The 10,041-nt window shown below is 49.3% G+C and carries 14 protein-coding genes and 1 tRNA gene; 11 read left to right on the top strand and 4 right to left on the bottom strand.

The window, feature by feature from the left end; translation table 11 throughout:
• Positions 1-245: IS3 family transposase (locus tag DBY90_RS12220; protein WP_234405084.1), on the top strand; the 245-nt coding region annotated here is incomplete at its 5' end.
• A gap of 109 nt (positions 246-354) precedes the next feature.
• On the opposite strand, the gene DBY90_RS12215 is transcribed toward DBY90_RS12220, so the two are convergent.
• The 4 genes from DBY90_RS12215 to DBY90_RS12200 all read right to left on the bottom strand — a co-directional run bounded on the left by DBY90_RS12215 (position 355) and on the right by DBY90_RS12200 (position 3,295).
• Positions 355-819 (bottom strand): low molecular weight protein-tyrosine-phosphatase, encoded by a 465-nt coding sequence (locus tag DBY90_RS12215; RefSeq protein WP_070493124.1) that lies wholly within the window; start codon positions 817-819, stop codon positions 355-357.
• A 7-nt stretch (positions 820-826) separates the two neighbouring features.
• Entirely contained in the window at positions 827-1,927 is a 1,101-nt protein-coding gene (locus DBY90_RS12210; RefSeq protein ID WP_070493127.1) for a conjugal transfer protein, read from the bottom strand.
• Positions 1,928-2,040: 113 nt separating this feature from the next.
• Positions 2,041-2,634 (bottom strand): GTP cyclohydrolase II, encoded by a 594-nt coding sequence (ribA, locus tag DBY90_RS12205; protein ID WP_070493129.1) that lies wholly within the window; start codon positions 2,632-2,634, stop codon positions 2,041-2,043.
• Positions 2,627-3,295 (bottom strand): hypothetical protein, encoded by a 669-nt coding sequence (locus DBY90_RS12200; RefSeq protein ID WP_070493132.1) that lies wholly within the window; start codon positions 3,293-3,295, stop codon positions 2,627-2,629. The genes ribA and DBY90_RS12200 overlap by 8 nt, the downstream gene beginning before the upstream one ends.
• Positions 3,296-3,428: 133 nt before the next feature.
• On the opposite strand from DBY90_RS12200, the gene DBY90_RS12195 reads away from it, so the two are divergent.
• The 10 genes from DBY90_RS12195 to DBY90_RS12150 all read left to right on the top strand — a co-directional run bounded on the left by DBY90_RS12195 (position 3,429) and on the right by DBY90_RS12150 (position 9,932).
• Positions 3,429-3,513, top strand: a tRNA-Leu gene (locus DBY90_RS12195).
• Positions 3,514-3,710: 197 nt separating this feature from the next.
• On the top strand, positions 3,711-4,934 hold the full coding sequence (locus DBY90_RS12190) for a tyrosine-type recombinase/integrase (protein WP_070492359.1): 1,224 nt from the start codon (positions 3,711-3,713) through the stop codon (positions 4,932-4,934).
• A 69-nt stretch (positions 4,935-5,003) separates the two neighbouring features.
• Positions 5,004-5,900, top strand: a complete 897-nt coding sequence (locus tag DBY90_RS12185) for a DUF6387 family protein (RefSeq protein ID WP_070492361.1) — start codon at positions 5,004-5,006, stop codon at positions 5,898-5,900.
• A 194-nt stretch (positions 5,901-6,094) separates the two neighbouring features.
• Complete coding sequence (locus DBY90_RS12180) at positions 6,095-6,307, top strand: helix-turn-helix transcriptional regulator (protein ID WP_070492363.1); 213 nt, start codon at positions 6,095-6,097, stop codon at positions 6,305-6,307.
• 64 nt (positions 6,308-6,371) lie between these two features.
• A complete protein-coding gene (locus tag DBY90_RS12175; RefSeq protein WP_070492365.1) occupies positions 6,372-6,611 on the top strand; it encodes a helix-turn-helix domain-containing protein in 240 nt (79 codons plus the stop codon).
• Positions 6,612-6,627: 16 nt separating this feature from the next.
• The gene (locus DBY90_RS12170; RefSeq protein WP_070492367.1) at positions 6,628-7,326 is read left to right on the top strand and encodes a hypothetical protein; all 699 of its coding nucleotides are present in this window, start codon (positions 6,628-6,630) and stop codon (positions 7,324-7,326) included.
• 68 nt (positions 7,327-7,394) lie between these two features.
• Positions 7,395-7,934 (top strand): terminase small subunit, encoded by a 540-nt coding sequence (locus DBY90_RS12165; RefSeq protein WP_107987319.1) that lies wholly within the window; start codon positions 7,395-7,397, stop codon positions 7,932-7,934.
• A gap of 279 nt (positions 7,935-8,213) precedes the next feature.
• Positions 8,214-8,462 carry a hypothetical protein gene (locus DBY90_RS12160; RefSeq protein ID WP_107987317.1) on the top strand — a complete coding sequence of 83 codons (249 nt, stop codon included), beginning with the start codon at positions 8,214-8,216 and terminating at the stop codon, positions 8,460-8,462.
• A gap of 136 nt (positions 8,463-8,598) precedes the next feature.
• Complete coding sequence (locus DBY90_RS12155) at positions 8,599-8,814, top strand: PTS sugar transporter subunit IID (RefSeq protein ID WP_107987315.1); 216 nt, start codon at positions 8,599-8,601, stop codon at positions 8,812-8,814.
• Positions 8,811-9,932 carry a DUF7146 domain-containing protein gene (locus tag DBY90_RS12150; RefSeq protein ID WP_107987313.1) on the top strand — a complete coding sequence of 374 codons (1,122 nt, stop codon included), beginning with the start codon at positions 8,811-8,813 and terminating at the stop codon, positions 9,930-9,932. Before DBY90_RS12155 ends, DBY90_RS12150 begins: the two co-directional genes overlap by 4 nt.
• Positions 9,933-10,041: the final 109 nt, after the last annotated feature.

Here is a 10,041-nt window from a genome sequence, read left to right as displayed (position 1 = left end):
TTGCAAAACATTCCATGGTTCAAAGCATGTCGCGAAAGGCGAACTGCTGGGACAATGCACCGATGGAAAGCTTCTTTGCGGTGCTGAAGACGGAGTGTTTCTATCGTGCAGGGGAATTGACGGTGGATGAATTGATGAAACAGATAGATGATTATATGGATTACTACAACCGCGAGCGTTGCAGTTTGAAATTGAAAAAGCTGAGTCCTGTCGCATACAGAACCCAGCTTGCACAGAGCGCCTGAATAGGCTTTTATGAGTGTCCAAGATTTGGGGGCCAGTTCAACCCAAATTTTAGGTTTCAGACGACCTTTTCTCTTGTTGCTTTCAACTTTAAACGCTGTGTAACCCAATTCAAACCAAATCCAGCTTTTTCAGCAGCGCGATGCTGCCTGCGTCCACAAGCCTGAAGGTTTCGTCAAAGTCGCCGGTGTGCCACGGGTCGGGGACGTGGCGATAGCCGCTTTCGGGGATGAGGTCGGTGAGTTTGAAGATTTTGTCAGGGTGTTTGCCGAACATTTTTTCCAATTCGGCGAGGTTGTTGTCGTCCATGGCGATGATGAAGTCGAATTCATCAAAATCTTCGGAACGCACTTTGCTGCTGGTGAACCCTTGATTGTCGATGCCGTGGGCGGCGAGGGTTTTGCGTGTGCCTTGGTGCATGTTTTCGCCGTCGTGCCAGCCTGATGTGCCTGCGCTGTCGGTGCGGACGCGGTGGGATACGCCTGCTTCGTGGGCGCGGTGGCGCAGGACGTATTCTGCCATGGGCGAGCGGCAGATGTTGCCGAGGCAGACGAAGAGTATGGAATGGTTTTTCATAGGCGGTTTAGGCGTGTTCGGAGAAGAATGGGTTGTGTCCGTCTAGAGACAGGGATTGCGCGTAGGTCGGCAGGTCGGCATTTTCCGGCAAAACGTCGTGCAGGATGCGGATATGCTCGACGCGGCACTCCGCCATCAGGTCAAGGAAGTTGTGTTGGATGACGGCGATGTTGTCGGAAGACGAAAGGTTCCACACGAACACTTGCGGTACGACTTCAAACGCGCTGTCAGTCGCGTTGAAACCGAACAGAATCTGCCCGCCCGCCCTTGCGGCGATGACGACGCCGACGCGCGGACTCTGCATACGGATGGCGCGGATGGCGTTGGTGGCGAACACGTCCATCGCCATGCGCTGACGGGTGTGGCTGCCGTCGGTCAGGGCTTGGAGCGGGGTGTTCGTGGACAGCGGATTGGTGAAAAGGGTAACGCCGTCGGCGGCAAGGCTTTCCTGCCAAACCTGCATCAGCGGCAGGCCTGCCTGTTGCAGGTTGACGCCCAATGCGGTTTGCAGGTTTTTGTCGCCGTAGCCCAGCGCGTAAACGACGTGGACGGATTGTCCTTCGGGGCAGATCAATGGTTTGTCTTCAAAGGTTTGCAGAAACGCGGCGGCGGATTCGCTGTTTTGTTTCGCATTCCACCATTGTTCGGGCGTGATACCGCTGAGGTCGTCTGAATGGGCGAGGAAGGGCAGCCATTGGGTGTTTTGCGTTAAGGCGCGCAATTGGGGATAGTTGGACAGACAGGCGGTCAGCGCTTCGGTAGGCAGTGTCAGGGACAGCGTGCGCTCCTGTTTGCAGCCGGCGACGATGACGACGGGCAGTGCAAACCATTGGGCTTCGTCGTCGTTTTCGGCGGATAAGACTTGGTTGATGCTCTGCATCAGCGCGTTGTAGGTCTCTACATCGGGTGCCATGGTCATGGCGACGGACAGGTTGACGTAGTAGTTTTGTTGGAGCTGGCTGCGGATTTCGGCTTGCAACTGTCCCACAGCAATCTTGCGGGTCGCGGCGGTCGTGCCGTGTGCGAGCAGGGAGGCGTTTACCAATAAATGGTTTTTAACCGGAGTTTGCGGATAAGGGCGTGTGTCGTGGAGGATGAAGGTGTTCATATGGATATAAATCGGTGGTTGTCCGGACAGCTCGGATTATAACAATATCGGGATACGGATTGGGAAAAGGTCGTCTGAAAACGAAAAAAGGCGGGAAATACGCCCGCCTGCCTTCAATCAAAAATCATATGTCCCAATTTATCGGCTTTAGTGTGCAGATAACGTTCGTTTTCAACATTCTCGCCAACATGGAGCGGAATACGTTCGACGACGTTGATGCCGGCATCTTTCAACGTCTGAATTTTTTCGGGATTGTTGGTCAACAGTTTGACGGCACGGATATTCAGATGGTCGTAGATTTGTTTGGCAAGCGTGAAATCGCGTGCATCAACGGGCAGTCCGAGCGCGAGGTTGGCTTCGACCGTATCCATCCCTTCGTCTTGAAGTTTATAGGCACGGATTTTGTTGATTAAACCGATACCGCGCCCTTCTTGACGCAGATAAACAATAACGCCCCGTCCTTCTTGCTGAACCGCTTTCATCGCCGCTTCAAGCTGCGGTCCGCAGTCGCATTTTTTGGAAAACAGCGCATCTCCGGTCAAGCATTCGGAGTGGATGCGGGTCAGAACGGGGAGGTCGTCTGAAAAATCGCCCATCGTTAAAGCGATATGTTCTTGTCCGCTCGGTTCTTCAAAACCGTGCATGGTGAAATCGCCCCATTTGGTCGGCAGGCGGCAGGAGGCGATGAATTTCAAGGTATTATTCATGTTCTTCTTCCTTGTCTTCGATGCCTACCAATGCTTTTAGCGGCTCGGCAAGTGCCAACGCCAGCGCCGACCAATCCGTTTGGGCTGCTTCATCGGCTTGATCTTTATCGGTAAATTCAACATGAACCACGCCCAAAACCGTACCGTTTTGCGTTGCCACGGGGATGGACAACTGGCTTCCACTGCCTTTATTCCTGTCGCCTTGGATTTCGTCCAACGAAAGCCAATAGGCAATATCGTTGGCAATATTCATCCAGCCGCTTTGCGCCGTACGGCAGGCAAGGTAAACCGTACCGTTTTCTTCATGCACCGCCAACAGGTTCTCCAAAGGCTCGCCTTGCGCCGAGATACGAACCAGCCTTGCATGCGGTTCACCCGGAATGTGGATATAAACCGCCGCGCTTTTGACGGCTGTTGCGCGACTGAATACCGAATCCAGAGCCATGAAAACCTGTTTGAGCAAAACTTCATTTTCCGGCGTTTCTTCAATATGGTCCGCCAGCTTCCAACCGTCTTCTTCACGCCATAAAACCGAGCGGTCAATCGAAGCATTGCCCATATCCATCACCGTCTTCGCGGTCAGATAAGCAACACGGAGGTCGTCTGAAGACAGCTTCAAACCCTGTGTCTGTAAAAAATCCTGAATCAGTAAAACAGGCATGATGTTCCTTTTTGATATTAGTGTGTTCCGGCAGATAACCGACCTGCCATTATATCGGTCGGAATAAAGCAATTTCAAGCCAAAGATTGTTTGCAGGGCAGGATACTTTGTGTATAATTCCGAGTTTCATCACGCGGACGTGGCGAAATTGGTAGACGCACCAGATTTAGGTTCTGGCGCCGAGAGGTGTGAGAGTTCGAGTCTCTCCGTCCGCACCACCCAACCCCTTTCAGGGGTTATTTTTTTGTCTAATCAAATCTAACGCAGTAATCAAGATTCAATACTGGTAAGGCTTTCAGGCTAATAACCCCCTTGCCAAGTGTCTAAATACCCCCAATGCCGTATAATTGAATAAACCAAAATATGGGGGTATGATTTGGGGAATCTGACAACACCCCCTAAAAACATACCCCCAATGCCCCTGAACGACCGCCAAATCAAAGCTGCCAAGCCGTCTGATACTGGAAAGAAAGCCAAGTTATTTGACGGGGGAGGCTTATATCTTGAAGTTACCCCAGCGGGCGGAAAAATATTCCGCCTGAAATACCGTATAGATGGCAAAGAGAAAACTCTTACTATCGGGAAATATCCGACCGTTTCACTGGTAGAAGCCCGCCAAGCCGCTGAAAACGCCCACCGCATGATTGCACAAGGGCAAGATCCATCAGCAATGAAGCAACAGGCCAAACAGGAGCGCAAAACGGCCTTACTGAATACCTTTGCCAACGTTACCAAAGCATGGCATGAGAAAACCACCAAGCGCAAAAGCTGGAAGCCTAATCATGCCGCCCGTGTTTTGCGGTACTTTGAAACAGATGTTTTCCCTATTATTGGGGAAACACCTATAAACAAAATCGGGAAAAAAGAGATAAAGGCCGTATTGGATAAAGTAACAGAGCGGGGCGTATCGGAAACCGCCGAAAAAATCAGGCAATGGATAGGCGCGGTGTTTACCTATGCCGGTTATGAAGAATTGACCGACCGAAACCCTGCCGCGTTACTGAAAGGCTATATAGAGCCAACAGAAAGCAAAAGAATGCCCGCCCTACCCCGTGAAGAATTGCCGGAGTTTTACCGCCGCCTGATACTGGCAGATTGTGAGCAACAAAACAGAATTTGCGTAATGTTGATTATGCTTTGCTTTGCCCGAAACAAAGAGATACGCGGCGGCCAATGGCAGGAAATCGACTTTAAGCGCAAAACATGGACGATTCCCGCTAATCGTATGAAACGGCCACGAGATCACACAATCCCCTTGTCTGATTGGGCGATTGAGCTATTAAACGAACTACACGCTATAACCGGCGAAACACCCTTTCTATTTCCAAGCCCTAAATCCGAAACTGGTTACATCAGCGAAAATACAGCGGGCAAAATCATCAACGGCATGGGTTATTACGGGATAGCCACCCCGCACGGTTTCCGCTCGCTTGCCAGCAGCGTTTTGAATGAACAAGGCTTCAACCCTGACGCGATAGAGCGACAACTTGCCCACATTGAAAACAACAAGATCCGCGCCGCCTACAACCGCGCCGATTATCTGAATGAACGCAAAGAGTTTATGCAATGGTATAGCGACTTTTTGCGGGAACGGTATAACCAAGCATTGCAACTGATCCGAGATGGCAAGACTGGTTAGAGGTCGTCTGAAAATATCTGCTTCGAGTTTCGGAGTTATTTTTGCAATACTAATTTAAGAAAGTAAAAGATGAAAAAGCCTAATTATTGCCCTGATTGGTTTGATATTAGCTTGTATGATGGGTTGTCTGATTTTTCCCGAGATGAATTAGCAATGGCATTATGGTTAAGAAAAATGAATTACCGCAGTACAAAAGAAGAGTTTGATGCCGGCAGTCATCTTACAGACAAAGAGAAAGAAGAGGTAAGAGTACACGCTTTAAACTGGTTGAAATGTTGTGCTAATGAGTGGACTACACAACCTATTAAGCACAAAAATAGTGGGAATAGAATTAATTACAACCCGCTGGAAGTTGAGACGGATATTCTTCGTGAGGTTACTTGGGGTGATATAGCTAGGCTTCATGCTGAATCATATGTGGAAATCCCTGAAATGAGAAAATTTGTACAAGAAACACGCCAAATACTAGAAGAATGTATTAAACATTTTGAAGATGGTGCAAATGCACATACGGAATGGTTTTCCCCTGATGATATTTTGCCTGAAGATATGCCGCCTCAAGATGTAAAGGCAATAGATAACCTGTTTGATATGCCTGTTTCTGAAACGTCAAATTACAGCACCATGATTCATATTGATTTGGGCTTGAGTGATGAGATACTGGAAATGGCATTTAAGCAGAGGCTGAAAGAGTTTAGGCTGAAAGAAGAGCGAGAAAGGACGCGTCGTTTTTCAGATGCTGAAATCAGAAAAATTATAGATTATCGCGTTTTTGCTTTTATGGATTTATACGTTTACAGCTTTATCGTAGAACGCAAATTTACTGATGTTGAAATGGCGGCAATGATTTACCCGCCAAGCGATAATTCACCGCTTGATTTTGATGCGGTAGATAGGATTGCAAGAACTGTGAGACCCAAAGCAATGGAGCTTTTAGAAAAAACAAATGCTCGCCTTTTACTGTAATAACCCGATTTAATTTATACCCACATGAAAAAATAAAAATTCATGTGGGCATTTTTTTATCTGAAAATTTGCACACATGAAATGTTTTTATTTTATAACACCATGAAAATAAAAATATTTGTGCATTTTATATCTATGTAGAGCCGGTTATATTTGTGCCTGTCATATAACCCCGACTAAGAAAGGCAAAGCATATGAATACCGTATTAAGAGTAAACGATACCGCCCGCGTTATGGGTGTTTCACGGGCGACTATTTGGAATTGGGCAAACCCTAAGAGCCGCCATTTCCGCCCTGATTTTCCTAAGCCTATCAAACTTTCCGCAAATATTACCGGTTGGCTTGCAAGCGAGATTGACGACTATATCGGCAAACTGGCAGCCAAACGCGAAGAGCAGGCAAATTGATTTATCAGGCGCAAAACAAATGCCGCCTGAACGGACATTCAGACGGCGGAAAGGATTATTAAGCATGAGCGACTATTCTACCAACGGCAAGGCAAAAACGCCAAGTCAAAAAGAGCGCGTTTTATCCCGATTGAAACAGGGCAGCGTTACATCATGGGAGCTTACCCAAATGGGGATATTGGGCTACAACACGCGCATTATGGAGCTTCGCAGGGCGGGGCATGACATCGTTACCGTGATGGAAGAAGTAACCAACCAATTCGGGGAAACCGTGAAACGCGGTCGGTTCGTATTAATCAATTAAATCAGGAGCTTTAACTATGAATATCGAATATACAAAGACAACTTTTGCAACCCGTCAAAAGTTACTGAAAGAAGAAGAGGACAAATGCAGCGAACTGACCGCCCAAATTGAAGCGGCGGAAGCTGGTGTTACAGAAGCGCAGGCGGTAATCAATGAATTTGCGGGGCTACGAAACAGACGCAAAGGCATATTTGCCAACCTGTTGAAAATGGGCAAACCAACAAACAGCGAAGAAGCCAAAGGGCTTGATTCAGAGATTGCCGCCAAACGTGAAGAAGCAGACCGCGCCGCCGATATGCTGGAAGCGCAAAAAGAACTGTTGGAAAGCCTTTTTGATGAACGCCGCCAACATCTGAACCGCATTTCAGAGCTTCGCAATTTATTGTCCGTTTCCCGTTATGAGATGTTTATTGCCGACATTGAAGAGACCCACTTGCCTGAGTATATGGAAGCCGCGCGCGCCTATATCAAAGCCGCCGCGAAATTGGTAGGAATCGGTAAAGCCTCCGCTGAGATGAGAGCGAATCTACTTGAAAACGGTTTGCGGGTTGATTGTCCGACCTATGGGCAATCCCTGCCAAATCGGATCATTGATCTACGTTTACCCGGCTTCTTCAACATGATGGACAACACAGGCGGAGAAGAAAACGCTATTTTCGACATCTTGGAAGACATGGAGAAAGAAAAAGAAGCGGCTTTGGACAATTTGAAATAGCAACACCCAAACAGCCGCCCAAAGGCTGAAAAACGGCTACCGGGCGGCGTTCTGAAAGGATTATGGACATGACCCCTAAACAAGAACAGTTTGCCCGTCTGTATGTGGAAACGGGCAATGCGAGCGAAGCATACCGGCAAGCCTACAACACCGACAACATGAAGCCCGAAACGGTAACGAATGAAGCCTATAAGCTGCTTCAAGACCCCGATATTTCCGCGATGGTAGATGACCTCAAGGCAGAGGCACGGCAACGACACGCGGTAACGGTGGACGACCTGTTGAGCGAATTGGAACAGGCACGGGCGGCGGCACTGGCAGCCCCTACCCCACAAAGCAGCGCGGCGGTATCGGCAACGATGGGCAAGGCAAAAATGCTGGGCTTGCTGGTGGATAAGGCGGAAATCAAGGCAGAGGCGGAAATCAGCACGAAACAGGAAAAATACACCCCGCCGTTAACGGACGATGAAATGCAGCAAGTCATAAAGTCTTTTTTCAATAAGCCGTACAGTGAAATCACGCTTGAAGACATCATCGGAACCGTTGGAGAAGATACGGATCGCATCGGGTATGTAATAACCATGATTATCGTGGATAAAAAATTTTAGCCGCTTGATGCAAAAATCATTTGACAAATCGAGCCTTGAGAATCAGAATTTAGGTTCTCTCAAAACGAAATACCCAATCAGCAGGGTAACGCTGATTTTTTATCGCCAAAATTCTTTTACGGGCGTTTGCAATGTTATCAAACGTTAGCATTTCAGACGACCTATCACGAGTTATGGCGGTGTCTGCCAACCGCAAGGCGCAGGCTGGTTTTATTTCGCCAGAGAGAGCACCGCCCCCTTATTTGGGGCATTCTCAAAATCTCTAAAGAAAGAAATACCATGACTTCAAATTTCCCCCAAACTCAAGACGTTCAATACCCATCAGAACAAGGCTTTTGCGCCGTCGTCCACGAACCGACCGCGTATTTAGCTGATATTGACGTTCATTCATGTACCGCCCGCCGTTTGGGCATCTATCCATCACACGCCGCCGCCGTTGCCGCCTGTCAGTCGTTTATTGCTTTGCTTTCAGACGACCTAAAAGCATGGGCTGCTTTCAGCGTAACGACAGCCGAACAAATCCACTAAATCCCTGAAAAACACCCGCCTTTATGCCGCCCGTTTTGGACGGCATGGGGCAAACTTCGCCCTAGTGTTTTCATAAGTACCTGATTTTTCGATGCTTGATAATTTTGGTGCGCTGGGGCATGGAGGACATGAAATCATGAAACCGACTGACAAAAACGACCGTTTCCGCCGCTATTCCAACCGCGCTTTACTGGTGTTTGGAGTGTTGTTGATGGCTTTGGCAATCCGAGCCTCTAACCAGCCTGCCCATGCAGAGACGGAGCAGGCAATACAGACAACGCCGACCATATGGGAGACCGACCCGATGGCGGGGGTAGTTTTAGAACCTGTAACAGGGGAGGCAGAACAATGAAACCGACCTATCAAGACATCAAAGCCGCCGCGCAATACCGCTGGCAGGAAATTCACGCCGCCATCGGCATAGACCCGCAATACCTGAAAAACAAACACCAGCCATGCCCTGCGTGTGGGGGTAAAGACCGTTTCAGATACGACGACAAGGACGGCGACGGCACATTCATTTGCAGCCATTACAACAACGGCGCGGGCGACGGTTTCGGCTTGGTAATGCATTACCTGAATTGCGGTTTTGACGAAGCATTGCGCGCCGTAGCGGGCGTGTTGAACATGGGCGGGGCAAACCCCTTGCCGATACCGCCCACACGCCCACAGAAGCAACCACGCCCCGAAAAAGACCAAATCGGCAAACTTGCCGCATTGTGGAACGGGGCAGAGCCGATAACCGCCGATTCCCCCGCCGTGCAGTATCTGAAATCGCGCGGTTTGGGCATGGCGCAATTACCTGAAAACGTCCGTTTTTTGAGAGAGGCGGATTATTGGACGACGGGGGAGGACAAGCCGCTTTTCATCGGTCGTTTCCCCTGTATGGTTTGCGCCATCCGCGATACGGACGGAGAGCTTCAAGGCTTGCACATGACCTATCTTCAGACGACCTATGACAAGCCATACGGAGAGAACGGGCTACACGCCCCGTATTATCAGAAGCTGGCAATCAAACACCCCGAAACGGGCGAAGCCCTGCCCGCCAAAAAAATGCAGAGCCGCAAACAGGGCAGCATTTCAGGCATGGCGGTTCACTTGTTCCCCGTCCCTGAAAACGGACGGCTGGTTATCGCGGAGGGCATAGAAACCGCCCTTGCCGCCCGTGAATTGTTCCAAGCCCGCGATTGGGGCTTATGCGCCGCCTTGAGCGCAAACAGCATGGCGAAATACCGACTTTCAGACGACCTAAAGGAAATCGTGATTATTGCCGATAACGACACGCCGCGCCCCGTAGGTTTCAAAGCCGCGCATGATTTGGCAGTCCGAGCCATCAAGCAGGGAATCAAGGCGCGCATATGGCAGAGCGATACGGCAGGCTATGACGCATTGGACGAACTGAAAGAAAAAAGGTCGTCTGAAGCCCAATCAGACGACCCTACCCAACAAAATGGAGACGTTACACCATGAAAACAAACGTAATTATAGACGCTAAAGCCATTGAAGACTACAACATCAACGACATCGAACCATACCGCCCGCGCCCTCGCTTCGATACCGACCATCGGGGCGTATGGTG

This window comes from Neisseria mucosa (genome assembly GCF_003044445.1).
GTDB classification, from domain to species: domain Bacteria; phylum Pseudomonadota; class Gammaproteobacteria; order Burkholderiales; family Neisseriaceae; genus Neisseria; species Neisseria mucosa_A.
This window is presented reverse-complemented; position numbering and strand designations above follow the sequence as displayed.

Coding starts and splice junctions, on each gene's coding strand:
- DBY90_RS12190 (WP_070492359.1), top strand. CDS start 3,711: ATGCCCCTGAACGACCGCCAAATCAAAGCTGCCAAGCCGTCTGATACT.
- DBY90_RS12215 (WP_070493124.1), bottom strand. CDS start 819: ATGAAAAACCATTCCATACTCTTCGTCTGCCTCGGCAACATCTGCCGC.
- DBY90_RS12170 (WP_070492367.1), top strand. CDS start 6,628: ATGAATATCGAATATACAAAGACAACTTTTGCAACCCGTCAAAAGTTA.
- DBY90_RS12180 (WP_070492363.1), top strand. CDS start 6,095: ATGAATACCGTATTAAGAGTAAACGATACCGCCCGCGTTATGGGTGTT.
- DBY90_RS12175 (WP_070492365.1), top strand. CDS start 6,372: ATGAGCGACTATTCTACCAACGGCAAGGCAAAAACGCCAAGTCAAAAA.
- DBY90_RS12165 (WP_107987319.1), top strand. CDS start 7,395: ATGACCCCTAAACAAGAACAGTTTGCCCGTCTGTATGTGGAAACGGGC.
- DBY90_RS12155 (WP_107987315.1), top strand. CDS start 8,599: ATGAAACCGACTGACAAAAACGACCGTTTCCGCCGCTATTCCAACCGC.
- DBY90_RS12200 (WP_070493132.1), bottom strand. CDS start 3,295: ATGCCTGTTTTACTGATTCAGGATTTTTTACAGACACAGGGTTTGAAG.
- DBY90_RS12185 (WP_070492361.1), top strand. CDS start 5,004: ATGAAAAAGCCTAATTATTGCCCTGATTGGTTTGATATTAGCTTGTAT.
- DBY90_RS12150 (WP_107987313.1), top strand. CDS start 8,811: ATGAAACCGACCTATCAAGACATCAAAGCCGCCGCGCAATACCGCTGG.
- ribA (WP_070493129.1), bottom strand. CDS start 2,634: ATGAATAATACCTTGAAATTCATCGCCTCCTGCCGCCTGCCGACCAAA.
- DBY90_RS12160 (WP_107987317.1), top strand. CDS start 8,214: ATGACTTCAAATTTCCCCCAAACTCAAGACGTTCAATACCCATCAGAA.
- DBY90_RS12210 (WP_070493127.1), bottom strand. CDS start 1,927: ATGAACACCTTCATCCTCCACGACACACGCCCTTATCCGCAAACTCCG.